The following is a 25,104-nucleotide window of genomic DNA, read 5'->3' on the forward strand; positions in this document are numbered from 1 at the left end:
GGTCAAGAAAAAACCGATGTTTTCCACGGCTGAATAATTCAAACGACCGTATTAAATTTGTGAGATTACGTAACGGTTTCATCTTCGACGCCGCAAGGGTCGCCCAAGGCACCGTCTTCGTGCCGGTGCCGTGCCCAGGGGCGGGCGCTTTGTCCGAGGGTCAGGGCTCCTGTGGGCTGAGCTCCTTTTCGATCTTTTGCAGTTCCACGGCAAATGCCTGGTCCAGCAGGCTGGCACGTTTGCGCCAGGGTTTGCGTTCGGGGTCTGGTTGGGCGGCGTATGTGGTGACTTCTCCGCCATAAACGTCCTTGTAACGTTGTTCCTGGCGCTCGAGTTCAGCGCGCAGTTCATCTTTCGTCACAGTGTTTCCTGAAGTTGGAGTTGATGCCGATTTCAACACAAGCACGTTTAACCCGACGACAGCGGCACAGGCCATTGTGTCGAGCGTCTATATAAGACGAGGGTGATTGCAGTTGAATGGCTGTTTTACACCTTCTGTCGGGGCCTGTCAGCCCGGCAGAAGCAAAAACGGCCTTGCTGGTGGGCAAGGCCGTGCCTGGGACTTCTACGGTGGGTACCTGACCAGTCTCTCCAAGAAGCCACATGTGGCAGGCGAAAGGTATAAGCAATTGTAGGTATCGGTCAATTGCGATTATCGGCCGATGGTTCGATAATCGCCCAAGTGAAGTTTGCCGAGGTGAGTCATGAGTGAAGAAACAGGGGGCAAGGGCCCAGGCCTGAACGACAACGTGCGCAGCTCTTTCGCTTCGTTGGCGCCGCCCATCGTGGCCTCGCCGGCCAAGCGCATCCAGGCGTTCACCGGCGACCCGGATTTCATGACGTCGCTGGCGCGGGGCCTGGCGGTGGTGCAGGCGTTCCAGGAGCGCAAGCGGCACCTGACCATCGCCCAGATCAGCCACCGCACCGAGATCCCGCGCGCGGCGGTTCGCCGTTGCCTGCACACGCTGATCAAGCTCGGCTATGCCACCACCGACGGGCGCACCTATTCATTGCTGCCCAAGGTGCTGACCCTGGGTCATGCCTACCTGTCCTCGACGCCATTGGCGGTATCGGCGCAGCCGTACCTGGACCGCATGAGCGACCAGTTGCACGAGGCCTGCAACATGGCCACCCTCGAAGGTGACGACATTCTCTACATCGCCCGCTCGGCGACGGTGCAGCGCCTTATTTCGGTGGACCTGTCGGTGGGCGGGCGCCTGCCGGCCTATTGCACCTCGATGGGGCGCATCCTGCTGGCGGCGCTGGACGACGCCACCCTGCACGAATACCTGGAGCACGCCGACCTGCAGGCCAAGACCAGCCGTACCGTGCACGACCCGGCAGCCTTGCTGGAAATCCTCCAGCAGGTGCGCGAGCAGGGCTGGTGCGTGGTCGACCAGGAGCTGGAGCAGGGCCTGCGTTCGATCGCGGTGCCGGTGTACGACGCCTCCGGCCAGGTACTGGCGGCGCTGAACATCAGTACCCACGCCGGGCGGGTGAGTCGCAGCGAGCTGGAGCAGAAGTTCCTGCCGATCATGGTGGCGGCCAGCCGCGACCTGAGTACCCAGCTGTTCAGTTGAATGCGTCGAGCGGTTCCTGTTCGATAAACGCACAGTCTTGCGTTTATCGAATTGCGCCGCGTCGCGCGCCTTATTAATGTCCCTCGCATCAAGTGGCCCCTGACGGCCTCCAATAATAATGAGCGAGAGAACACCCCATGACCTGCACCCTGTCCTGCTTCAGCCTGTACCTGCCCGCCTGCCGGCTGCACGGTAGCTGACCCTTTCCAAAAGACCCGTACCCGACCGTCTGTGCCGTTCACGCGCGCACCCGCACACTCGCGCGCATCTTCTGGATAAAAACAATGAATAGTCCCCAAGCTGCTGTTGGAAACTGCCTGGATGTGCAGTCGTTCATCAATGCCCAGCCGTTGTCGCGTTACCAATGGCGGGTGGTCATCCTGTGCTTTCTGATTGTGTTCCTCGACGGCCTGGACACCGCCGCGATGGGCTTCATTGCCCCGGCACTGTCCCAGGACTGGGGCATCGACCGCGCCAGCCTGGGCCCGGTGATGAGCGCCGCGCTGATCGGCATGGTGTTCGGTGCGCTGGGCTCGGGGCCGCTGGCCGACCGTTTCGGGCGCAAGGTGGTGCTGGTGGGCGCGGTGTTGCTGTTCGGCGCGTTCAGTCTGGCCTCGGCCTATGCCACCAACGTCGACCAGTTGCTGGTGCTGCGCTTTCTGACCGGCCTGGGCCTGGGTGCCGGCATGCCGAACGCCACCACGCTGCTGTCCGAATACACCCCCGAGCGGCACAAGTCGTTGCTGGTCACCAGCATGTTCTGCGGCTTCAACCTGGGCATGGCCGGTGGCGGGTTCATTTCCGCCAAGCTGATCCCGATGTTCGGCTGGCACAGCCTGCTGCTGATCGGCGGCATCCTGCCGCTGCTGCTGGTGGTGGTGCTGATGGTGTGGCTGCCGGAGTCGGCGCGTTACCTGGTGGTGCGCAACAAGGGCACCGACCGGGTACGCCGCACATTGGCGCCGATCGAGCCGGGCATCGTCAACCAGGCTGCCAGCTTCAGCGTGCCGGAACAGAAGACGGTCAAGGCGCGCAACGTGTTCGCGGTGATCTTCTCGGGCACCTACAGCGTCGGCACGCTGCTGTTGTGGCTGACCTATTTCATGGGCCTGGTGATCGTCTACCTGCTGACCAGCTGGCTGCCCACGCTGATGCGTGACAGCGGCGCGAGCATGGAGCAGGCGGCGTTCATCGGTGCGCTGTTCCAGTTCGGCGGCGTGCTCAGTGCGGTGGCGGTAGGCTGGGCGATGGACCGCTACAACCCGCACAAGGTGATCGGCACCTTCTACCTGCTGGCCGGGGTGTTCGCCTACGCGGTGGGCCAGAGCCTGGGCAACATCACGCTGCTGGCGACCCTGGTGCTGATTGCCGGCATGTGCGTGAACGGGGCGCAGTCGGCGATGCCGTCGCTGGCGGCGCGCTTCTACCCCACCCAGGGCCGTGCCACCGGCGTGTCGTGGATGCTGGGCATCGGCCGGTTTGGCGCGATTCTCGGGGCCTGGATGGGCGCCACGTTGCTGGGCCTGGGCTGGAACTTCGAACAGGTGCTGACGGCCCTGGTGATCCCGGCCGCGATCGCGACGGTGGCGGTGGTGATCAAGGGTGTGGTGAGCCACGCTGACGCGACCTGACCGGCTGGCAGTAGCCCCTATCGCGGGTCAAGCCCGCTCCCACATGGATCTCCACCGTACCTGTGGGAGCGGGCTTGACCCGCGATGGTTTGTGGATCCTTAGCACAACAACAATACGTTCGATAATCGAACGCTATGGCGATTATCGGATTGTACGGCCCAATGCGCCGCCTTAATCTGAGCTCATGCCGGTGCCGCCCAGAGGCACCTCTGAAACCGCTCTCCAGGAGTCTGCAATGGCTGAAATCCTCTCGCTCCACGACGCCGTGAAGCAGTTCGTCAACGACGGCGACAGCGTCGCCCTTGAAGGCTTCACGCATTTGATCCCGACCGCCGCCGGGCACGAAATCATTCGTCAGGGCAAGAAGGATCTGACCCTGGTGCGCATGACCCCCGACCTGATCTACGACCAGCTGATCGGCGCCGGCTGCGCCCGCAAGCTGATCTTCTCGTGGGGCGGCAACCCGGGTGTCGGGTCGCTGCACCGCCTGCGTGACGCGGTCGAGAAGCAGTGGCCGCACGCCATGGAAATCGAAGAACACAGCCACGCCGACCTCGCCAACGCCTACGTTGCCGGTGCCTCGGGCCTGCCGTTCGCGGTGCTGCGCGCCTACGCCGGCTCCGACCTGCCCAAGGTCAACCCGCTGATCAAGAGCGTGACCTGCCCGTTCACCGGTGAGGTGCTGGCCGCCGTGCCGTCGGTTCGCCCGGACGTCACCGTGATCCACGCGCAGAAGGCCGACCGCAAGGGCAACGTGCTGCTGTGGGGCATCCTGGGTGTGCAGAAGGAGGCCGCCCTGGCCGCCAAGCGCTGCATCGTCACCGTGGAAGAGATCGTCGACGACCTCAACGCGCCAATGAATGCCTGCGTGCTGCCCACCTGGGCACTGTCGGCCGTGTGCCTGGTACCGGGCGGGGCGCACCCGTCCTACGCGCACGGCTACTCCGAGCGTGACAACCGCTTCTACCAGGCCTGGGACCCGATTGCCCGCAGCCGTGAGACCTTCACCGCCTGGATCGACGAATACATTCGCGGCACCGCCGACTTCCCTGCCTTCAAGGCAAAACTGGCCAGCGCTTCGGAGGCTGCACAATGAGCTACTCCACCAATGAAATGATGACCGTTGCCGCTGCCCGCCGCCTGCGCAACGGCGCCGTGTGCTTCGTCGGCATCGGCCTGCCGTCCAAGGCCGCCAACCTGGCACGCCTGACCTCTTCGCCCGACGTGGTGCTGATCTACGAATCGGGCCCTATCGGCGCCAAGCCAACGGTACTGCCGCTGTCCATCGGTGACGGCGAGCTGGCCGAAACCGCCGATACCGTGGTGCCCACCGGCGAGATCTTCCGCTACTGGCTGCAGGGCGGGCGCATCGACGTGGGCTTTCTGGGCGCCGCCCAGGTCGACCGTTTCGGCAACATCAACACCACCGTGGTCGGCGACTACCACCAGCCCAAGGTACGCCTGCCGGGTGCCGGTGGCGCACCGGAAATCGCCGGCTCCGCCAAGACCGTGCTGATCATCCTCAAGCAGTCCTCGCGCGCCTTCGTCGACAAGCTCGACTTCATCACCTCGGTCGGCCACGGCGAAGGCGGCGACTCGCGCAAACGCCTGGGCCTGCCCGGTGCCGGCCCGGTGGGCATCATCACCGACCTGTGCATCATGGAACCTGAAGCCGGCAGCAACGAATTCGTGGTCACCTCGATTCACCCGGGTGTGACCCGCGAGCAGATCGTCGCCGCCACCGGCTGGGCGATCCGCTTTGCCGACAGCGTCGAAACCACCGTGGCGCCGAGCGAAGTCGAGCTGACTGCGCTGCGCGACCTCGAAGCGCGCACCGCGGCCGCCCACGGCCAAGCGCCGGGAGAAGCCTGATGCGTGACGTATTCATCTGCGACGCGATTCGCACCCCCATCGGCCGCTTCGGCGGCGCCCTGGCCGGCGTGCGCGCCGATGACCTGGCGGCGGTCCCGCTCAAGGCGCTGATCGAGCGCAACCCCACGGTGCAATGGGACCAGCTCGACGAAGTGTTCTTCGGCTGCGCCAACCAGGCCGGTGAAGACAACCGCAACGTGGCGCGCATGGCCTTGCTGCTGGCCGGGCTGCCCGACAGCGTGCCAGGTGTGACCCTCAACCGCCTGTGTGCCTCGGGCATGGACGCCATCGGCACGGCGTTTCGCGCCATTGCCAGCGGCGAGATGGAGCTGGCGATTGCCGGCGGCGTCGAGTCGATGTCCCGTGCACCGTTCGTGATGGGCAAGGCCGAAAGCGCCTACTCGCGCAACATGAAGCTGGAAGACACCACCATCGGCTGGCGCTTCATCAACCCGCTGATGAAGGCCCAGTACGGCGTGGACGCGATGCCGCAGACCGCCGACAACGTGGCCGACGACTATCAGGTATCGCGCGCCGACCAGGATGCCTTCGCCCTGCGCAGCCAGCAGCGCACCGCCAAGGCCCAGGCCGCCGGCTACTTCGCCGAAGAGATCGTGCCGGTGCGCATCGCGCACAAGAAGGGCGAGACCGTGGTCGAGCACGACGAACACCCGCGCGCCGACACCACCCTCGAAGCCCTGGCCAGGCTCAAGCCGGTCAACGGCGCGGACAAGACGGTCACCGCCGGCAACGCCTCGGGCGTCAACGACGGCGCCGCGGCGCTGATACTGGCGTCGGCCGAGGCGGTGCAAAAGCATGGCCTGACCCCGCGCGCGCGCGTGCTCGGCATGGCCAGTGCCGGCGTTGCCCCCCGGGTAATGGGCATCGGCCCGGTGCCGGCGGTGCGCAAGCTGATCGAGCGCCTGGGCGTGGCGGTCACCGATTTCGACGTGATCGAGCTCAACGAAGCCTTCGCCAGCCAAGGCCTGGCCGTGCTGCGCGAACTCGGCATTGCCGACGACGCGCCGCAGGTCAACCCCAACGGCGGCGCCATTGCCCTGGGTCACCCGTTGGGCATGAGCGGCGCACGCCTGGTGCTGACAGCGCTGCACCAGCTGGAGAAATCCGGCGGGCGCAAAGGCCTGGCGACCATGTGCGTGGGTGTCGGGCAGGGCCTGGCCCTGGCCATCGAGCGCGTGTAAATCAATGACCCCGCTGCTGCGACCTCCACGCAAGGTCGGGGCAGCGGGGTGATTGTTCTGTGGAACGTGAGTGTTACCGAGTGTGTCTAGACTTCAGACATCCTCCCAGAGTGAATTGCCATGACTTCAATCCATTACACCGGCGAAGAACGCAGCAAACGCATTTTCGCCATCGTCGGTGCCTCCTCGGGCAACCTCGTGGAATGGTTCGACTTCTACGTCTATGCCTTCTGCGCGATCTACTTTGCCCCGGCTTTCTTCCCCTCCGACGACCCGACGGTGCAGCTGCTCAACACCGCCGGCGTGTTCGCCGCCGGGTTCCTGATGCGGCCCATCGGCGGCTGGCTGTTCGGCCGTGTGGCCGACCGCCACGGGCGCAAGAATTCGATGATGATCTCGGTGCTGATGATGTGCGCCGGCTCGCTGGTGATCGCCTGCCTGCCGACCTACGCCAGCATCGGTGCCTGGGCACCGGCGCTGCTGTTGCTGGCGCGGCTGTTCCAGGGCCTGTCGGTGGGCGGCGAATACGGCACCACCGCCACCTACATGAGCGAGGTGGCCCTGCGCGGCCAGCGCGGTTTCTTTGCTTCGTTCCAGTACGTGACCCTGATCGGCGGGCAACTGCTGGCGGTGCTGGTGGTGGTGATCCTGCAGCAACTGCTCACCGAAGATGAGCTGCGCGCCTGGGGCTGGCGCATCCCGTTCGTGGTGGGTGCCATCGCGGCGGTGATCTCGCTGTTCCTGCGTCGCTCGCTGGAAGAGACCAGCAGCGCCGAAACCCGCAACGACAAGGACGCCGGCAGCCTCGGCGGCCTGTTCCGCAACCACAAGGCGGCGTTCATCACCGTGCTTGGCTACACCGCCGGCGGCTCGCTGATCTTCTACACCTTCACCACCTACATGCAGAAGTACCTGGTGAACACTGCGGGCATGAGCGCCAAGACCGCCAGCTTCATCATGACCGGTGCACTGTTCCTGTACATGTGCATGCAGCCGCTGTTCGGCATGCTCTCGGACCGCATCGGCCGGCGCACCTCGATGCTCTGGTTCGGCGCCCTGGGCACCCTGTGCACGGTACCGATCCTGCTTACCCTGAAAACCGTCACCAGCCCGTTCCTGGCCTTTGTGCTGATCACCCTGGCGCTGGCCATCGTGAGCTTCTACACCTCGATCAGCGGGCTGGTCAAAGCCGAGATGTTCCCGCCGCAGGTACGTGCGCTGGGCGTGGGCCTGGCCTACGCGGTGGCCAACGCGATCTTCGGCGGCTCGGCCGAATATGTGGCACTGGGGCTCAAGTCGCTGAACATGGAAAACGCCTTTTACTGGTACGTTACGGTGATGATGGCGATTGCCTTCCTGTTCAGCCTGCGCCTGCCCAAGCAGGCGGCGTACCTGCACCACGATCATTGAGAAGGACCACCGATGAACCAACGTCCGGGCAATCAGCTGTTCGATGCCTACTTCACCGCGCCGGCCATGCGCGCCGTGTTTTCCGACCGTGGCCGGGTGCAGGGCATGCTCGATTTCGAAGCCGCGTTGGCCCGCGCCGAGGCGGCGGTGGGGCTGATCCCGCAGGTGGCGGTGGCACCGATCGAAGCGGCCTGCCAGGCCGAGCGCTATGACTTCGCGGCCCTGGCCGAGGCCATCGCGGTGGCCGGCAACTCGGCCATCCCGCTGGTCAAGGCGCTGGGCAAGGTGATTGCCAGCGGCGTGCCCGAAGCCGAGCGCTTCGTGCACCTGGGCGCCACCAGCCAGGATGCGATGGACACCGGGCTGGTGCTGCAATTGCGCGATGCCCTGGGCCTGATCGAAGCCGACCTGGCGCGCCTGGCCGACAGCCTGGCGCAGCAGGCGCTGCAGCATGCCGACACGCCGCTGGCCGGGCGCACCTGGCTGCAACATGCAACGCCCGTGACCCTGGGCATGAAGATCGGCGGCTGGCTCGGTGCACTCACCCGTCACCGTCAGCGCCTGCAGGAGCTCAAGCCGCGCCTGCTGAGCCTCCAGTTCGGCGGCGCCTCCGGCACCCTGGCGGCACTGGGCAACAAGGCATTGCCGGTGGCCGAGGCGCTGGCGGGGCAGCTCAAGCTGAGCCTGCCCGAGCAGCCCTGGCATACCCAGCGTGACCGCCTGGTGGAGTTCGCCTCGGTGCTGGGCATGATCGCCGGCAGCCTGGGCAAGCTGGGACGCGATGTGAGCCTGCTGATGCAGACCGAGGCGGCGGAGGTGTTCGAGCCTGCTGCGCCGGGCAAGGGCGGCTCGTCGACCATGCCGCACAAGCGCAACCCGGTGGGCGCGGCGGTGCTGATCGGCGCCGCTACCCGTGTACCGGGGCTGGTGTCCACGCTGTTCGCGGCCATGCCCCAGGAGCACGAGCGCAGCCTGGGCCTGTGGCATGCCGAATGGGAAACCCTGCCCGAGATCTGCTGCCTGGTGTCCGGCGCCCTGCGCCAGGCCCAGGTGATTGCCGAGGGCCTGGAGGTGGATGCTGCGCGCATGCGCCGCAACCTCGACCTGACCCAGGGCCTGGTGCTGGCCGAGGCGGTCAGCATCGTGCTGGCCCAGCGACTGGGCCGGGACACCGCGCACCACCTGCTGGAAACCTGCTGCAAGCGTGCGGTGGCCGAACAGCGTCAGCTGCGCGACGTGCTGGGCGACAATCCGCAGGTAACTGCCGAGCTGTCGGCGGACGAACTCGACCGCCTGCTCGACCCTGCTCATTACCTGGGCCAGGCCCGCGTGTGGGTGGCGCGGGCGGTGGCTGAACACCAACAATTCAAGCGTTGAAGGAGGCCGTTGTGGCTAGCGTACAACTCGCTGATGGCGTACTGAACTACCGGCTCGACGGGCCCGAGGGCGCACCGGTGCTGGTGCTGTCCAACTCGCTGGGCACCGACCACACCATGTGGGACCCGCAACTGCCGGCATTTGCCGCGCATTTTCGGGTACTGCGCTACGACACCCGCGGGCATGGCCAGTCGCTGGTGACCGAGGGGCCATACAGCATCGAGCAACTGGGGCGTGACGTGCTGGCACTGCTGGACGCACTGAAGATCGAGCGGGCGCATTTCTGCGGCCTGTCCATGGGCGGGCTGATCGGGCAGTGGCTGGGCATCCATGCCGGCGAGCGCCTGAACCGCCTGATCGTATGCAACACCGCAGCCAAGATCGGCAACGACGAGGTGTGGAACCCGCGCATCGACATGGTGCTGCGCGACCGCGAGGCGGCGATGGTGGGGCTGCGCGACGCCTCCATCGAGCGCTGGTTCACCAAGGCCTATGCGCAGGCCAACCCGGACCAGGCCAAGCGCATCACCGACATGCTGGCGGGCACTTCGCCCGATGGCTATGCGGCCAACTGCGGCGCGGTGCGCGATGCGGATTTCCGGGACCAGCTGGGTGAGATCAAGGTGCCGCTGCTGGTGATTTCCGGCAGTGCCGATGCGGTCACGCCGCCGGCTGGCGGGCGCTTCATCCAGGAGCATGTGGTGGGTGCCGAGTATGCCGAGTTCCAGGCGGCGCACCTGTCCAACGTTGAAGTCGGCGCGCCGTTCAGCCGCCGCGTGATCGATTTTCTGCTGGCCCGCTGAGGAGTAGCTTGTGGACGAAAAAGAACGTTACGAGGCCGGCATGCAGGTGCGGCGTGCGGTACTGGGCGATGCCCATGTGGACCGCAGCCTGAGCAACCTCACCGAGTTCAACGGCGAGTTCCAGGAAATGATCACCCGGCACGCGTGGGGCGATATCTGGACGCGGCCGGGGTTGCCACGCCATACCCGCAGCCTGATCACCATCGCGATGCTGATCGGCATGAACCGCAATGAAGAGCTGAAGCTGCACTTGCGGGCGGCGGCGAACAACGGCGTGACCCGCGAAGAGATCAAGGAAGTGCTGATGCAGAGCGCGATCTATTGCGGGATCCCTGCGGCCAATGCCACGTTCCACCTGGCGGAGTCGGTGTGGGATGAACTGGGCGTCGAATCCCGCGCCTGATCTTCAGGGCCTCTTCGCCAGCAAGGCTGGCTCCTACAGTGTGTGCGTGCCGTTGTAGGAGCCGGCCTTGCCGGCGAACGGGCCTTCAGATCGCCGCCTTTTTCGAGCGACTACCCACCGGCCCCGCATTCGCCTCGATCGACCGCTTCAACTCCCCGCGCAACCCCAGCACGAACGCCATCTCCGCCACCACGAACAACGGCCCCACGATCAGCCCGCTGATGTCGTCCACAAACGCCGGCTTGCGCCCCTCGTAATAGTGGCCGACGAACTGGATCACCCAGCCCACCACGAACAGCCCCAGCCCCGCACTCAGCCACACCAGCGTGCCTTGAACCGCCAGTACCTGGCCGGCCCACAGGCACAAGCCCAGCAACACGCTCATCAGCAACCCGAAGCGGGTGTCCAGGCGCAGGTAGAACCACGCCGACCACAGCGCCACCAGCAATGCAGGCGAAAGCCACACCCCGCCCAATGCCATGCCCGGACGCGACAGCAGCACCGTGACCGCCACCACGATCAGCGGGATACCCACGAAGTGCGTGGCGATGTTGCGTGGGTCGCGGTGGTAGGCCGCGTATTGACTCAGGTGCTCGACGAGGCTTTTCATTGTTGTTCCTCCTGTAGGATTGCCCGAGCTTGCCCTGCGCAGGCACCGTCGTCTGTCGGCTAGCCGACAGTGTCACCACGAGGCCCCCGATGAACGCTTCAACCTTGCGGCAGGGTCACTGGTTCAAACAGTTGCCCGCTACCCTGCAGGATAGCCTGCTGCACCTGGCCCGGCCCGTGAGCCTGGAGGCCGGCGCCTGCCTGTTCCAGCGCGGCGACCCGCCTTGCGGACTGTACGCGGTGCTCGATGGCGCCATCCGCATCGGTGCGGTCAGCGCCCAGGGCAAGGAGGCGGTGCTGACCCTGATCGAGGCCCCGCACTGGTTCGGCGAGATCTGCCTGTTCGACGACCAGCCACGTACCCACGACGCCTATGCCGAAGGTGCCACCCACCTGCTGCGGGTGCCCCAGGGCGCGCTGGTGAAATTGCTGGATGCGCAACCGCATTACTGGCGTGAATTCGCCTTGCTGATGAGCCACAAGCTGCGCCTGGCCTTTGTCGCGCTGGAGCAGCAGAGCCTGATGAGTGCCGCGCCGCGGGTGGCCTACCGGCTGCTGCAGATCGCCGCCGGTTACGGCGAAGTGGAGGGGGCCAGGAGGGTGTTGCAATTGTCCCAGGAGCAACTGGCGCTGATGCTCGCGCTGTCGCGCCAGACCACCAACCAGATTCTCAAGGCGCTGGAGCAGGATGGCGTGCTGCGCCTGAGCTACGGCGAGATCGAGATTCTCGACCCCGCGCGCCTGGCACTGATGGCTAATCCGGCTGGAACGGCGACTGGCTGAGGATCACCCCGGTTTCCTCGACGTACTTCTGCCATTCGCCGAGCAGGGCCTGCAGTTTTGCCGGCTGCGCCTGCGCCAGGTCGTGGACCTCGCCGGGGTCGATGCTCAGGTCGTACAGCTGCCAGGTGGCCGGCCCCACCGGGCCCGGAATGTACACCGCCTTCCAGTGCCCCTGGCGAATAGCCCGGCGCCCGAACAGCTCCCAGCCGGTGACGGTGTGCTCGTCGTGTACCTGCTCGGTCTCGCCCGACAGGTAGCCCAGCCACGACTTGCCGCGCAGCGGCGCCACGTCGCGCCCGCGCCAGCGTTTGCCCGGGTGGCGGATGCCGGCCAGGTCCAGCAGGGTCGGGGTGATGTCCATCACGGTGCTGAACTGATGGCTGACCTGCCCCTGGCGCGCCAGTGCCGGGTAGTGCAGCAGGGCCGGCACGCGAATGCCGCCTTCGGTGGTGAAGGCCTTGAACAGCCGCGACGGTGCGGTGGCCGCCTGGGCCCAGTGCGGGCCGTACCACACGTAGGAGTTGGCGCGGCCGATGTTGTCCAGGCTGTTGTCGTAGTGCTGGTCCAGGTAGCTGGCCAGGTGCGGGCCGAACTTGGGGAAGGCTTCGAGCAGCGCGCCCTCGGCACCGTTGTCGGACATGAACAGCACCAGGGTGTTGTCCAGCAGGCCCTGGTTGCGCAGGTAGCCGAGCACCCGGCCGATGTTCCAGTCCATGCGCTCGACCATCGCCGCGTACACCTCCATGGCGCGTGCCGAGCGCTGGCGCTGTTCGTCGCTCAGCGCCTGCCATTGTTCATCCACCGGGTGCGCCTGCACCTCGGCGCCGATCAGGCCCAGGGCGCGCAGTTTTTCCAGGCGCTCCTGGCGCAGTACTTCGGGCCCGGCGTCGTAGCGCCCCTTGTAGCGCGCCACCACCTCGGCCGGCGCCTGCAACGGCCAGTGCGGCGCGGAGAACGGCAGGTAGGCGAAGAACGGCCGGCTCTGGTCGCGCTCCTTGAGGTACTGCAGCAACTTGTCGCCAAAGGCGTCGGAGGAATAGAAACCTTCGGGTAGCGCTTCGACGAAGGTGTCGTCCTCGATGTACAGCGCCGGGGTCGATTTGAGCAGGCCGGGGGTGTGTTCGTCGTAGGTGGGTTCGAAGCCATAGTGGTTGGCCGCGCCCGGCAGCAGCGCGAACGAACGTTCGAAGCCACGCGCATGTGGCGCCAGCTCGGCCTTCAGGCCCAGGTGCCACTTGCCGCTCATCAGTGTCTGGTAGCCGGCCTCGCGCAGCAGCTCGGGCAGCGCCACCACGCGGTCGTTGAGGTAGCCCTCGTAGCCCGGCTTGCCGATCAGCTCCAGGGTCAGCGCCTCGGCCATGGTGCCGATGCCGGCGATGTGGTGGTCGGTACCGGTCAGCAGCATCGAGCGGGTCGGCGAGCAGGTGGGCGCGGTGTGGAAGTCGGTCAGGCGCAGGCCGGCATTGGCCAGGGCGTCCAGGTGCGGCGTGGCAATTTCGCCGCCGAAGGCACCCAGGTCGGAAAAGCCCAGGTCGTCGGCAACGATGATCAGGAAGTTGGGGCGTTGGCTCATGGTCGGCACTCAGCAGGCAAGGTAGGTCAGGGGCAGGTCGCGGATCTGCTCCACGGCGGGCGGCAGGTAGCGCTCATCGTGGGTCAGTTCGTGCAGCAGGGTTTCGCGCAAGCGGTGGAACGCCAGGCTGGCGCGCTGGCGCGGGTGCGGCAGGTCGACCTCGACGATGCGCTTGATCCGCCCCGGGCGCGGTTCGAGCACCACCACGCGGTCGGCCAGGAATATCGCTTCCTCGACATCGTGGGTCACCAGCAGGGTGGTGATGCGCGCCCGTTCGCGAATGGCCAGCAGTTCGTCCTGCATCTGCTGGCGGGTAAGGGCGTCGAGGGCGCCGAAGGGTTCGTCCAGCAGCAGTATGCGCGGGCTGGCCACCAGCCCGCGGGCAATCGCCACGCGTTGGGCCATGCCGCCCGAGAGCTGGTGCGGGTAGGCCTGGGCAAAGTCTTCGAGGCCCACCAGGCTGATGAAGTCGGCCACCCGCCGGGCGCGCCGGGTGCGCTCCAGGCCCTCGTTGACCAGGCCCAGGTCGATGTTCTCGGCCACTGTCAGCCAGGGGAACAGGCGGTGCTCCTGGAACACGATGCCGCGCTCGCTGCCGATGCCGTGCACCGGCTGGCCGTCGATCAGGATCTGCCCCTGGTACTCGGCGTCCAGGCCCACCAGCAGGCGCAGCAGGGTGGACTTGCCGCAGCCGCTGGCGCCGACGATGGCGACGAATTCGCCGTCGGCGATCTGCAGGTTGAAATCGCGGATCGCTTCCAGTTCGCCGTCGGCCACGCTGAAGCGCTTGCCGACCTGGTTGAAGCTGACCCGTGGGTGAGCGAGTGCGTTCATGCCCGTCTCCAGCGCGTGGCGCGCAGTTCGATGTGTTGTCCGACGGCGCCGAGCAGGGCGCCGGTGAGGCCGACCAGCAGCATGCCGGCCATGATCAGGTCCATGCGCAGCAGTTGCTGGGCGCCGATCATCAGGCTGCCGATGCCGCCGCCGGACGGCATGAAGTACTCGGCGCCGATGGTGCCCAGCCAGGCGTAGATCAGGCCGACCCGCAACCCGGCGAAGATGCCCGGCGCGGCGCCCGGCAGCACCAGCCTGCGCAGGCGCTGGGCACCGCTGAGGCGCAGCACGCGGGCGGCTTCGTCGAGCTGCGCAGGCAGGCTGGCAACCGCGCGCTGGGTGGCGATGAACAGCGGGAAGAATGCCGCCAGGCCGACGAATACCCATTTGGCCAGTTCGCCCAGGCCGAACCAGGCGGTCAGCAGCGGTACCCAGGCGAAGATCGCGATCTGACGCAGTCCGGCCAGGCTCGGGCCCAGCAGGCGCTCGGCGCGGCGCGACAGGCCCAGCAGCAGGCCGAAGGCAAAGCCCAGGCTGCCGCCCAGCAGCAGGCCGCCCAGCGCTCGCCCGACGCTGACGGCCAGCGCGCCGCTCAAGGTGCCGTCGAGCACGCCGGCCCAGGTGCTGTGCACCACCTCCAGCGGCGCCACCAGGATGTTCGCATCGACCCAACCGTACTGGCTTGCCAGTTGCCACAGCACCAGCAGCGCCAGCGGCAGGCCCAGGGCATGCAGGCGCTGCCAGCCACGCAGCGGGCGCACCCGCAGTTGTGCGGTGGCCGGGTGCGGCCAGTGCAGCAGGCGCCGGTCGAGCCAGCCCAGGCCGCGGTCCATCAGCAGCCCGAGCACGCCGATCACGGCGATGCACACGAACACGATGTCGAGCATGAACAGTTGCCGTGCCCACACCATCAGGTAGCCCAGGCCTTCGCTGGAGGCCAGCAGCTCGACCGCCAGCAGCGAGGTCCAGCCGGCCGCCAGGGCCAGGCGCACACCGGCCAGAAACGCCGGCAGCGCAGCGGGCAGGATCAGCCGGCGAACCAGCAGGTGCGTGGGCAGGCGCAGTACCGCCGCCGCTTCGCGCAGGCGCGGTTGGGCATCGCGCACGCCCACCAGGGTGTGCAGGGTCACCGGCACGATCACCGCCTTGACCAGCACCACCAGCTTGAGCACTTCGCCGATGCCGAACAGCACCATGAACAGCGGCACCCAGGCCAGCGTGGGGATCTGCGCCAGGGCGTTGAAAGTCGGCAGTACCAGGCGTTCGGCGCGCTGGCTGAAGCCCAGCCAGGCGCCGAGCACCGCGCCGGCCCCGACCCCGGCCACCAGCCCCAGCAGCAGGCGTTGCAGGCTGATGGCCAGGTGCGCCCACACCTCGCCGCGACCCAGTTCCACGGCGCTGTCCCATACCAGCGCAGGCGGTGGCAGTATCTGCTCGCTCATCCAGTGGTTGCGGCTGGCCAGCCACCACACCGCCGCCAGCAGCAGGGGCAGATACCAGGCTTGCAGGCGTTGCCAGGGCAGGCTGCGCAGACGCGGCAGGCCAGGGGCGGGGGCCAGTGAGGAAAGGGCGGTACGGGTCATGCAGGCCTCGCTATTTGTATATTTCTTATGGGTATATGCAGAAGAAATTACATTCGATTGAGCGATAAGAACTGCATTTAAAGCCGCTGACTCGCCGCGCAGCCAATGCATTCGAAGCATATTTTGGTTGTGTGCAATGCATACCCCGCAGGGCCGGGCCTGACAGGGCTTATATGTAATATGGTTATTAAAATGTAATTTAATAGTATTTAAAGATTGGCATCCGCTATGGGTAGCGTGGCCGCACCATTACAAGGAGCTGTGTGCCATGAACCTGTCGATCAATCGTGTTTTCAGCCTGTTCGCCACCCCCGCACTGGCCGCCGTGATCGGCTGGATGCCGACACTGGCGCAGGGCGCCGAGCTCAAGCAGATCCGCATCGCGGTGCCCGACCTGAGTGCCGGCACCCAGCATTCGGGCGGTGGCATCACCGACGTGCTGCAACAGCAACAGCTGCTGGAGAAAGCCTTCGCCGCCGACGGCATCAGCATCCAGTGGAACTACTTCAAGGGTGCGGGGCCGGTCATCAACGAGGCGTTCGCCAATGGCCAGGTGGACTTCGCCTACCTGGGCGACCTGGCGGCGATCATCGGCAAGGCCAATGGCGTCGACACCCGCCTGGTGGCCGCCACCGCGCGCGGGGTCAAGCACTACCTTGGGGTGGTGCCGGGCAGCGGCATCAAGACCCTGCAGGACCTCAAGGGCAAGCGCGTGGCGGTGTTCCGTGGCACCGCCACGCAGCTTTCGTTCGATGCCGCGCTGGCCAGCCAGGGCCTGAGCGAGAAGGACCTCAAGGTCATCAACCTGGATTTCAGCGCGGCCATCGCTGCCCTGGCGGCCAGGCAGATCGACGCCACCTGGGGCTCCACCGGCATCAGTGCGCTGGCCGATCGCGGCCTGGCCGAACTGCCGCTCAATACCCGCGATCTGGGCGGGGCGGGCAATGTGCAGGCGGTGCTGGTGGCCGCTGGTGCCTTCGTCGATGCGTACCCGGCAGTGGTCGAGAAGTTCGTCGCCGCGCAGCAGCCGGCGGTGCAATGGCTGACCGACGATGCCAACAAGGACGCCTACATCCAGCTGGTGTCGGAGCGTGCCAGCTACCCGCCGGCGATCCTGCAGCGTGACCTCAGCCAGGAGCGCCTGAGCGCGGTGTTCGACTCGACCCTGGACCCCGACTTTCTCGCCCGCCTGCAAGCCTCGGTGGACCTCGCCGCGCAGCAACGCCTGATTCGCAAACCGTTCAAGGTCGACCAGTGGCTGGCGCCGCAGGCTACCCGATCAGCGCCTGTGGCGCAGGCTGGCGGTCAAGGTTGATCAGGGTCTCGATCATCGCCCGCGCCGCAGGGGACAGGCGGTAGCCGCTGCGGCTGACGATGCCGCAGCGGGCATTGAAGCTGTCGAGGTTGGCCGGCAGGTTGCGCCAGTGCAGGCGCACCAGTTCGCCGGCCTGCACCGCCGCGCCGTAGGCCTCTTCGCTGCCGATGCCGATGGCATTGGTGCCGAGCACGATCTTGAGCAGGGTGGGTTGGTGCTCGCTCTGGATCTGCGGCGAAAAGTCGGTCTTGCCGCTGAGGTTGGCCAGCAGCTTGCGCACCCCTGGCGGAATCAGCGAACAGGCCAGCGGGTAGTCGAACATGTCGTTGGTCGACAGGCTGTCCTTGGCCAGCAGCGGGTGCCCGGGGCGGCAGAAGAACAGGCCGCGGCGCGGGGTCAGGGCCAGGGTCTGGAAGTTGGGGTCGGCTTCGAAGTGGCGGATGTCGGCGACGAAGAACTCGATCTCTTCGCGGCTCAGCGCCCGGCTGAGCGTTTCCCAGTTTGAAACCTCGAAATGCGTGCGCACCTTGGGGTGGGCGTTGATGAACTGCGCCACCGCCTGCGGCACCAGGTTCACCGCCGGTGCGGGGCCGCAGCCAAAGCGCAGCTCGCCGGCATCGAGCTTGGTCATCTGCTGCACCTCGCTGCTCAGCTGCGCCGCGCCCTGCACCAGGCGCAGGGCGTGCTGCAACACCACCTGGCCTTCGGGCGTGGGGCGCAGATCCTTGTTGGCGCGGTCCACCAGCACACAGCCGAACTCCTGCTCCAGGCCCTGGATACTGCGGCTGAAGGCGGGCTGGGTGATGCCCATGGCGTCGGCGGCGCGCACGAAACTGCGGTGTTCGGTGAGGGCGATGAAGTAGCGCAGTTGGCGAAGATCCATATGCTTTTCCGGCATTCCAAAAATAGGGCGAAGGTATTTGCCGCCCCGGGAGTCTGGGTTTTAAATGCAAGCTCTTATTCCGTCAATGAAGCACTTGCATATCTGTTAGAGCTTATTTGCATATAGATAGCGCCAGAGTTTCATCGGCACTTACCGTGACGCAACCGATGAGGGACGAACCATGAGCAACACCGCATTTGCCGCAGCACCTGTCAGCCATGCGCTGGAGATTCATCCGGTGGCCGGGCGCATCGGTGCCGAAATTAGTGGGGTGACACTGGGCGCCGACCTGGCCCCGGCGGTGGTGGAGGCGATCCAGGCCGCGCTGGTGCAGCACAAGGTGATCTTCTTCAGGGGCCAGACGCAGCTGGACGACCAGACCCAGGAAGCCTTCGCGCACCTGCTGGGCGAGCCCATCGCGCACCCGACCGTGCCGGTGCGCGACGGCACCCGCTACCTGCTGGAACTCGATGGCGGGCAAGGGCGTCGGGCCAACTCCTGGCACACCGACGTGACCTTCGTCGAGGCGTACCCCAAGGCGTCGATCCTGCGTTCGGTGGTGGCGCCGGCGTCGGGGGGCGATACGGTGTGGGCCAATACCGCCAGCGCGTACGATGACCTGTCACCGGCCTTGCAGGCGCTGGCCGAGCAGTTGTGGGCGGTGCACAGCAACGAGTACGACTATGCCGCGACCAAGCCGAACGTGAGCCTCGAGCAGTTGGAGAACTACCGCAAGGTGTTCACTTCGACGGTATACGAGACCGAGCATCCGGTGGTGCGGGTGCACCCGGTGAGCGGTGAGAAGCACCTGCTGCTGGGGCATTTCGTGAAGCGCATCAAGGGCTATTCGAAGGCCGATTCGGATCACCTGTTCAACCTGCTGCAGAGCCATGTGACGCGCCTGGAGAACACCGTGCGCTGGCGCTGGCAGGCCGGGGACGTGGCGATCTGGGACAACCGCGCGACCCAGCATTATGCGGTGGATGACTACGGTACCCAGGGGCGCGTGGTGCGCCGGGTGACGCTGCAGGGGGATGTGCCGGTGGGGGTGCAGGGGCAGCGTAGCCGCACGCTGAAGGGGTAATGAGTTTGTAGTGTCTGAACATACCTATTCGCCGGCAAGGCCGGCTCCTACAAGGGTAGCGCGGGCCTGTAGGAGCCGGCCTTGCCGGCGAAGGGGTTCAGAGAAAGCTGATCGGGTAGCTGACGATCAGGCGGTTCTCGTCGAATGCATTGGTGCTGAAGTCGCGGCGCATGGTCGAGTTGCGCCATTTGAACGACAGGTTCTTCAGGCTGCCGGACTGGATCACGTACGCCAGCTCCGATTCCCGCGCCCATTCCTTGCCGTCGCTGACCACGGCGGTGTGCACGTTGTCGCCCTTGATGTAGCGGTTCATCAGGGTCAGCCCCGGCACGCCAAGCCCGGCGAAGTTGAAGTCGTGACGCAGCTGCCAGGAGCGCTCCTTGGCATTGTCGAAGCTGGCGTTGTAGCTGTCGTTGGCCAGGGTGCCGCCACTGGTGCCGTTGACCCGCATCCACAAGTCGTCGCCGCTGACCTTCTGCAGCCCCACGTAGAAGGTGTTGCTGCCATAGCGTGCCGAAAGCAGCGCCGAGGCGGTGCGGTTGTCGAGCTTGCCGGCACGCTCGGCGCCGTCTTCCTTGCCGATGAAGTAGCCCAGGTTGGCGCCCAGGGTCCAGTCGCCCAGCGGCTGGCTGTGCACCAGGTTGATGTATTGCTGGTTGTAGATGTCCTTGAGCTGGGCGTTCCACACCCCGACCAGGGTGCGCTTGTTGTTGAAGGTGTACTCGCCACCGGCAAAGTTGAAGCGGTCGGAGGTGATACCGGCGCGGCCGTTCATGGACATGTCGTCCATGCTCGCGTCGTTGCGCGGGCTGTTGCCGCGAAATTGCCCGGCATACAGGGTCAGGCCGTCGATTTCCTGGGAGGTCAGCTGGCCGCCGCGAAAGGTCTGCGGCAGCGAGCGGCCGTCGTCCGAACGCAGGATCGGCAGTACCGGCATCCATTCGCCGACCTTCAGCTCGGTCTTCGAGACCTTGGCCTTGAGCGCCACGCCCAGGCGTCCGAAGTCATCGGCCGGGCGGCCGTCATCGTGTACCGGCAACAGGTGCGTGCCGGCGGTACCCTTGCCGCCGTCGAGCTTGACCGAGTACAGGCCCAGCACGTCGACGCCGAAGCCGACGGTGCCCTGGGTGAAGCCGGACTTGGCGTCGAGGATGAAACTCTGGGTCCATTCCTCGCCCTTGCCCTGGGGGTTGGCCGGGTCGACGAAGTTGCGGTTGATGTAGAAGTTGCGCAGGTTGAGGCCAACCTTGGCGTCTTCGACAAAGCCCCCTTCGTCGGCCAGGGCGGGCAGGGCGCAGCTCATGGCAAGCAGGCCGGGGAACAGGTGACGTGCGGGCTGGAAAGTGTTCATCGTTAGGGCGTCTCTTGTTTTTATGTTGGGGCGATGGCGGATGGATGGTGCTGTGGCAGGCAGGAGGGAATCAATTCGTTACAGGCGGAATTGGGCGATAACCGAACACTAACTGTCTGGTTACTTTTGGTAGGGGCAGGCTTGCAGGCACAAAAAAGCCCACCGCGAAGGGTGGGCTGTTGTGTCGCCACGCTATCGAATCAACCCTTGGGCGACTCGATCGACGCTTGCTGGCGGGCATCACCGGTGCGCTCGTACCAGCCGCCACCCAGGGCCTTGTACAGGTTGACCTCGCTGACCAGCTGCGACAGCCGGTCGCTGATCAGGGCCTGTTGGGCACTGAACAGGTTGCGCTGGGCATCCAGGAACGTCAGGTTGCTGTCGATACCGATACGGTAGCGACGCTCGGCCAGGCGGTAGTAGTCCTGGTTGGCTTCGACCAGATCACGCTGGGCCTGCAACTGCTCGTTGAAGGTCTGACGCGCCGCCAGCCCATCGGAGACTTCCTGGAAGGCAGTCTGGATGGTCTTTTCGTACTTGGCGACGTTGATGTCCTTCTGGATCTTCGAGTAGTCCAGGCTTGCACGCAGGCTGCCGGCGTTGAAGATCGGCAGGTTGATCTGCGGCTGGAACAGCCAGGTGCCCGAGCCGCCCTTGAACAGCCCGCCCATGTCGGGGCTCAGGGTCCCGGCGTTGGCGGTCAGGCTGATGCTCGGGAAGAACGCTGCGCGCGCCGCGCCGATGTTGGCGTTGGCGGCCTTGAGCAGGTGCTCGGCCTCCTGGATGTCGGGACGACGCTGCAGCACGTCCGACGGCAGGCCGGCCGGCACGTCGGCCAGCAGGTCGCTGTCGAGTTTCATGCCGTTGGGCAGGTTCGCCGGCACGCCGGTGCCGACCAGCACGGCCAGGCTGTTCAGGTCCTGCGCCACCAGGCGCTGGTACTGGGCCAGCTTGACCCGTGCGCCCTCGACCGAGGTACGCGCCTGGCTCAGGTCCAGGGCCGAGGCCACGCCGACTTCGCTGCTGCGACGGGTCAGGGCATAGCTCTGCTCGTAGGTCTTGAGCGTGTCTTCGGTGAGCGTCAGCAGCTCCTTGTCGGCCTGCCAGGTGAAGTAGGCGTTGGCCACGCTGGCCACCAGGCTGATCTGCGTGGAACGACGCGCCTGTTCACTCGACAGGTAGGTTTCCAGGGCCTGCTCGCTGAGGCTGCGCACCCGACCGAACAGGTCGAGTTCGTAGGCACTCACGCCCAGGGTGGCCGAGTACTGGCTGTTGATGCTCGACTCGCCGGTCTGCGAAACGTTGGCCGGCACCCGCTGGCGGCTGCCGCTGCCGGTGGCCGAGACCGCCGGGAACAGGTCGGCCCGCTGGATGCGGTACTGCGCCCGGTAGGCATCGATGTTCAGCGCGGCGACCCGCAGGTCGCGGTTGTTGACCAGCGAGGTCTGGATCAGTTGCTGCAGCGCCGGGTCATGGAAGAACTGGCGCCAGCCCTGTTCGGCCGCAGCCACGTCGGCCGACTGGGTCGGCGAGTAGGCCGGCCCTTGCGGCCACTGGGCCGCCACCGGCGACTCGGGGGTCTGGTAATCAGGGATCAGCGAGCAGCCACCGAGAATGAAGGCGGTGACTGCCAGGGACAACAGGGACTTACTCATTGCCCGGCCTCATAGCGTGGGGTTTCAGGTTTGGCGTCCTCTTCTTCGGGCTTCTTGCTACCGAACAGCGACGACACGCTTACGAAGAACAGTGGTACCCAGAAGATCGCCAGTACCGTTGCGGTGATCATGCCGCCGATCACACCGGTACCGATGGCGTGCTGGCTGCCGGAGCCTGCACCCGTGGCGATGGTCAGCGGCACCACGCCCAGGATGAACGCCAGCGAGGTCATGATGATCGGACGCAGACGCATGCGGCACGCCTCGATCGCCGCATCGACCAGGCTGCGGCCCTGCTCGTGCAGTTCCTTGGCGAACTCGACGATCAGGATCGCGTTCTTCGCCGCCAGGCCGATGGTGGTCAGCAGCCCCACCAGGAAGTACACGTCGTTGGACAGCCCGCGCATGCTGGCCGCCATCAGCGCACCGATGATACCCAGCGGCACCACCAGCACCACCGCGATCGGGATCGACCAGCTCTCGTACAGTGCCGCCAGGCACAGGAACACCATCAGCAGCGACAGCGCGAACAGTGCCGGCATCTGCGAGCCCGACAGCTTCTCTTCGTACGACATGCCGGTCCAGGCGAAGCCGACACCGGCTGGCAGTTGTGCAGCCAGGCGTTCGACCTCGGCCATGGCCTCACCGGTACTGTAGCCAGGGGCTGGCGCACCGAGTACTTCCATTGCCTCGACACCGTTGTAACGCGACAGCTTGGGTGCACCGTAGCTCCACTCGCCGCTGGCGAAGGAAGAGAACGGCACCATCTCGCCGGCGGCGTTGCGCACGTACCACTTCTGCAGGTCTTCAGGGCTCATGCGCGAATCGGCAGTGCCTTGCAGGTAGACCTTCTTGACCCGACCACGGTCGATGAAGTCGTTCACATAGCTGGCACCCAGGGCGATCGACAGGGTGTTGTTGATATCGGCGATGGTCACGCCCAGGGCACTGGCGCGTTCGTCGTCGATGGTCAGCTGGTATTGCGGCTCATCGTTCAGGCCGTTCGGACGTACCTGGGTGAGGATCTTGCTCTGCGCGGCCATGCCCAGGAACTGGTTGCGCGCTTCCATCAGCTTGTCGTGGCCGACGCCGGCGCGGTCCTGCAGGAACACGTCGAAACCGGTGGCGTTACCCAGCTCCAGTACGGCCGGCGGGGCGAAGGCGAACACCATCGCGTCGCGGAAGCTGAAGAAGTGCTGTTGGGCACGGGTTGCCAGGTTGAACACGCTGTTTTCGGCAGAACGTTCACCCCACGGCTTGAGCATGATGAAGGCCATGCCCGAACTCTGGCCGCGGCCGGCGAAGTTGAAGCCGTTCACGGTGAACACCGAGGCCACTGTGTCGGACTCCTTGTCCAGCAGGTAGGCGCGCATTTCGTCGACCACCGCCTGGGTGCGCTCGGCACTGGAACCGGCCGGGGTCTGCACCTGGGCGAACAGTACGCCCTGGTCTTCCTCGGGCAGGAACGCGGTAGGGATACGCATGAACAGCCACACCATGCCCACCACGATCAGGATGTAGGCCAGGAAGTACGGGGCCTTGTGACGCAGGATGTTGCCCACGCCGCGCTCGTAGCTCTGCACGCTGCGGTCGAAGTTGCGGTTGAACCAGCCGAAGAAGCCACGCTTGGCGGTATGGTGCTCGCCTTTCTTGACCGGCTTGAGCATGGTGGCGCACAGCGCCGGGGTGAAGATCAGCGCGACCAGCACCGACAGGCCCATGGCCGACACGATGGTGATCGAGAACTGCCGGTAGATCACGCCCGTGGAGCCGCCGAAGAACGCCATCGGCAGCAGTACCGCCGACAGTACCAGGGCGATACCGACCAGGGCACCCTGGATCTGGCCCATGGACTTCTTGGTCGCCTCCTTGGGTGACAACCCCTCTTCGGACATCACCCGCTCGACGTTTTCCACCACCACGATGGCGTCGTCCACCAGCAGGCCGATGGCCAGGACCATGGCGAACATGGTCAGGGTGTTGATGCTGAAGCCTGCTGCGGCAAGGATGCCGAAGGTGCCGAGCAATACCACCGGTACGGTCATGGTGGTGATCACGGTGGCGCGGAAGTTCTGCAGGAACAGGTACATCACCAGGAACACCAGCACGATCGCCTCGATCAGGGTGTGGATCACCCCACTGATCGATTCGGTGACCACAGGCGTGGTGTCATACGGGAACACCGCCTTCATGCCAGGCGGGAAGAACGGCTCCAGTTCGGCGATGGTGTTGCGCAGTGCCTTGGCGGTGTCCAGGGCGTTGGCCCCGGTTGCCAGCTTGATCGCAAGGCCGGAGGCCGGCTTGCCATTGAACTGTGCGCTGACGCTGTAGTTCTCGCCCCCCAGGCTGACGTCGGCGACATCGCCCAGGCGGACCTGGGAACCGTCACGGTTGACCTTGAGCAGGATCTTCTCGAACTGCTCGGCGGTCTGCAGGCGGGTCTTGCCGATGATGGTGGCGTTGAGCTGCGTGCCGGGCAGGGCAGGCAGGCCGCCCAGCTGACCGGAGGACACCTGCACGTTCTGCGCGGCCACGGCGGTCTTGACGTCCACCGGGGTCAGCTGGAACTTGTTCAGCTTGGCCGGATCGAGCCAGATACGCATGGCGTACTGGGCACCGAACACCTGGAAGTCACCCACACCGGCGGTACGCGAGATCGGGTCCTGCATGTTGGAGACGATGTAGTTCGACAGGTCGTCCTTGGTCATGCTGCCGTCTTCGGACACCAGGCCGATCACCAGCAGGAAGTTCTTCACTGCCTTGGTCACGCGGATACCCTGCTGCTGCACTTCTTGCGGCAACAGCGGGGTGGCCAGGTTCAGCTTGTTCTGCACCTGGACCTGCGCGGTGTCAGGGTTGGTACCCTGCTCGAAGGTGGCGGTAATGGTCATGCTGCCGTCCGAGTTGCTCTCGGACTGCACATAACGCAGGTTGTCGATACCGTTGAGCTGCTGCTCGATCACCTGGACCACGGTGTCCTGCACGGTCTGCGCCGAGGCGCCCGGGTAGGTCACGGCGATGGCGATGGCCGGCGGCGCGATGCTCGGGTACTGGTTGATCGGCAACTTGACGATCGACAAGGCCCCGACCAGCATGATCACCAGGGCGATTACCCAGGCAAAGATGGGGCGATCGATAAAGAATCTCGACATGGT

Annotated in this window: 21 protein-coding genes; 12 read left to right on the top strand and 9 right to left on the bottom strand. The window is 65.7% G+C overall.

Translation table 11 applies throughout. The annotated features are described in order from the left end of the window. Positions 1-160: 160 nt before the first annotated feature. Positions 161-361: a hypothetical protein gene (locus JZZ72_RS18555; RefSeq protein ID WP_043860747.1), complete on the bottom strand. Its 201-nt coding sequence runs from the start codon at positions 359-361 to the stop codon at positions 161-163. A gap of 343 nt (positions 362-704) precedes the next feature. Here JZZ72_RS18555 and pcaR point away from each other — a divergent pair, with 343 nt between their 5' ends. The 9 genes from pcaR to pcaC all read left to right on the top strand — a co-directional run bounded on the left by pcaR (position 705) and on the right by pcaC (position 10,279). Continuing rightward, entirely contained in the window at positions 705-1,580 is an 876-nt protein-coding gene (gene pcaR, locus JZZ72_RS18560; protein WP_173925037.1) for a pca regulon transcriptional regulator PcaR, read from the top strand. Positions 1,581-1,864: 284 nt separating this feature from the next. Then, positions 1,865-3,211, top strand: a complete 1,347-nt coding sequence (locus JZZ72_RS18565) for an MFS transporter (RefSeq protein WP_043860748.1) — start codon at positions 1,865-1,867, stop codon at positions 3,209-3,211. 236 nt (positions 3,212-3,447) lie between these two features. Further along, the gene (locus tag JZZ72_RS18570) at positions 3,448-4,308 is read left to right on the top strand and encodes a CoA transferase subunit A (protein ID WP_043860749.1); all 861 of its coding nucleotides are present in this window, start codon (positions 3,448-3,450) and stop codon (positions 4,306-4,308) included. Further along, positions 4,305-5,084, top strand: coding sequence for a CoA-transferase subunit beta (locus JZZ72_RS18575; protein WP_043860750.1), 780 nt, complete (start codon positions 4,305-4,307; stop codon positions 5,082-5,084). The genes JZZ72_RS18570 and JZZ72_RS18575 overlap by 4 nt, the downstream gene beginning before the upstream one ends. Beyond that, positions 5,081-6,286 (top strand): 3-oxoadipyl-CoA thiolase, encoded by a 1,206-nt coding sequence (gene pcaF / locus JZZ72_RS18580; protein WP_173925075.1) that lies wholly within the window; start codon positions 5,081-5,083, stop codon positions 6,284-6,286. Before JZZ72_RS18575 ends, pcaF begins: the two co-directional genes overlap by 4 nt. Positions 6,287-6,406: 120 nt before the next feature. Continuing rightward, positions 6,407-7,696: an MFS family transporter gene (locus JZZ72_RS18585; RefSeq protein WP_054914806.1), complete on the top strand. Its 1,290-nt coding sequence runs from the start codon at positions 6,407-6,409 to the stop codon at positions 7,694-7,696. A gap of 12 nt (positions 7,697-7,708) precedes the next feature. Then, positions 7,709-9,073 carry a 3-carboxy-cis,cis-muconate cycloisomerase gene (locus JZZ72_RS18590; protein ID WP_210014874.1) on the top strand — a complete coding sequence of 455 codons (1,365 nt, stop codon included), beginning with the start codon at positions 7,709-7,711 and terminating at the stop codon, positions 9,071-9,073. An 11-nt stretch (positions 9,074-9,084) separates the two neighbouring features. Continuing rightward, positions 9,085-9,876, top strand: coding sequence for a 3-oxoadipate enol-lactonase (gene pcaD, locus JZZ72_RS18595; protein WP_054914805.1), 792 nt, complete (start codon positions 9,085-9,087; stop codon positions 9,874-9,876). A gap of 10 nt (positions 9,877-9,886) precedes the next feature. Next, positions 9,887-10,279, top strand: a complete 393-nt coding sequence (gene pcaC / locus JZZ72_RS18600) for a 4-carboxymuconolactone decarboxylase (RefSeq protein WP_043860755.1) — start codon at positions 9,887-9,889, stop codon at positions 10,277-10,279. An 85-nt stretch (positions 10,280-10,364) separates the two neighbouring features. On the opposite strand, the gene JZZ72_RS18605 is transcribed toward pcaC, so the two are convergent. Continuing rightward, entirely contained in the window at positions 10,365-10,889 is a 525-nt protein-coding gene (locus tag JZZ72_RS18605; protein ID WP_210014875.1) for an Mpo1 family 2-hydroxy fatty acid dioxygenase, read from the bottom strand. Between the two features lie 89 nt (positions 10,890-10,978). Between JZZ72_RS18605 and JZZ72_RS18610 the strand changes: the two genes are divergently transcribed. Beyond that, on the top strand, positions 10,979-11,671 hold the full coding sequence (locus tag JZZ72_RS18610) for a Crp/Fnr family transcriptional regulator (protein ID WP_054914803.1): 693 nt from the start codon (positions 10,979-10,981) through the stop codon (positions 11,669-11,671). On the opposite strand, the gene JZZ72_RS18615 is transcribed toward JZZ72_RS18610, so the two are convergent. Genes JZZ72_RS18615 through JZZ72_RS18625 form a run of 3 tightly spaced genes read right to left on the bottom strand, consistent with a single transcriptional unit; the run spans position 11,643 to position 15,661 of the window. Next, positions 11,643-13,244, bottom strand: a complete 1,602-nt coding sequence (locus tag JZZ72_RS18615; RefSeq protein ID WP_210014876.1) for an arylsulfatase — start codon at positions 13,242-13,244, stop codon at positions 11,643-11,645. The genes JZZ72_RS18610 and JZZ72_RS18615 overlap by 29 nt on opposite strands. A 9-nt stretch (positions 13,245-13,253) precedes the next feature. Further along, positions 13,254-14,078: an ABC transporter ATP-binding protein gene (locus JZZ72_RS18620; protein WP_043860759.1), complete on the bottom strand. Its 825-nt coding sequence runs from the start codon at positions 14,076-14,078 to the stop codon at positions 13,254-13,256. Continuing rightward, a complete protein-coding gene (locus JZZ72_RS18625) occupies positions 14,075-15,661 on the bottom strand; it encodes an ABC transporter permease (protein WP_210014877.1) in 1,587 nt (528 codons plus the stop codon). The genes JZZ72_RS18620 and JZZ72_RS18625 overlap by 4 nt, the downstream gene beginning before the upstream one ends. A gap of 268 nt (positions 15,662-15,929) precedes the next feature. Here JZZ72_RS18625 and JZZ72_RS18630 point away from each other — a divergent pair, with 268 nt between their 5' ends. Beyond that, positions 15,930-16,976, top strand: coding sequence for an ABC transporter substrate-binding protein (locus JZZ72_RS18630; RefSeq protein WP_210014878.1), 1,047 nt, complete (start codon positions 15,930-15,932; stop codon positions 16,974-16,976). Here JZZ72_RS18630 and JZZ72_RS18635 read toward each other — a convergent pair. After that, positions 16,933-17,859 carry a LysR family transcriptional regulator gene (locus JZZ72_RS18635; RefSeq protein WP_210014879.1) on the bottom strand — a complete coding sequence of 309 codons (927 nt, stop codon included), beginning with the start codon at positions 17,857-17,859 and terminating at the stop codon, positions 16,933-16,935. The two genes, JZZ72_RS18630 and JZZ72_RS18635, sit on opposite strands and share 44 nt — an antisense overlap. 181 nt (positions 17,860-18,040) lie before the next feature. On the opposite strand from JZZ72_RS18635, the gene JZZ72_RS18640 reads away from it, so the two are divergent. Then, positions 18,041-18,943, top strand: coding sequence for a TauD/TfdA dioxygenase family protein (locus JZZ72_RS18640; RefSeq protein WP_210014880.1), 903 nt, complete (start codon positions 18,041-18,043; stop codon positions 18,941-18,943). A 97-nt stretch (positions 18,944-19,040) separates the two neighbouring features. Here the strand turns inward: JZZ72_RS18640 and JZZ72_RS18645 are convergent, their stop codons facing one another. The 3 genes from JZZ72_RS18645 to ttgB form a co-directional block, all read right to left on the bottom strand. Then, positions 19,041-20,294: an OprD family porin gene (locus JZZ72_RS18645; protein ID WP_058540912.1), complete on the bottom strand. Its 1,254-nt coding sequence runs from the start codon at positions 20,292-20,294 to the stop codon at positions 19,041-19,043. 200 nt (positions 20,295-20,494) lie between these two features. Continuing rightward, on the bottom strand, positions 20,495-21,949 hold the full coding sequence (locus JZZ72_RS18650; RefSeq protein WP_043860765.1) for an AdeC/AdeK/OprM family multidrug efflux complex outer membrane factor: 1,455 nt from the start codon (positions 21,947-21,949) through the stop codon (positions 20,495-20,497). Beyond that, positions 21,946-25,101: a multidrug efflux RND transporter permease subunit TtgB gene (ttgB, locus tag JZZ72_RS18655; RefSeq protein WP_043860766.1), complete on the bottom strand. Its 3,156-nt coding sequence runs from the start codon at positions 25,099-25,101 to the stop codon at positions 21,946-21,948. The genes JZZ72_RS18650 and ttgB overlap by 4 nt, the downstream gene beginning before the upstream one ends. Positions 25,102-25,104 lie beyond the last annotated feature (3 nt).

This window comes from Pseudomonas palmensis, assembly GCF_017848315.1.
GTDB lineage: Bacteria > Pseudomonadota > Gammaproteobacteria > Pseudomonadales > Pseudomonadaceae > Aquipseudomonas > Aquipseudomonas palmensis.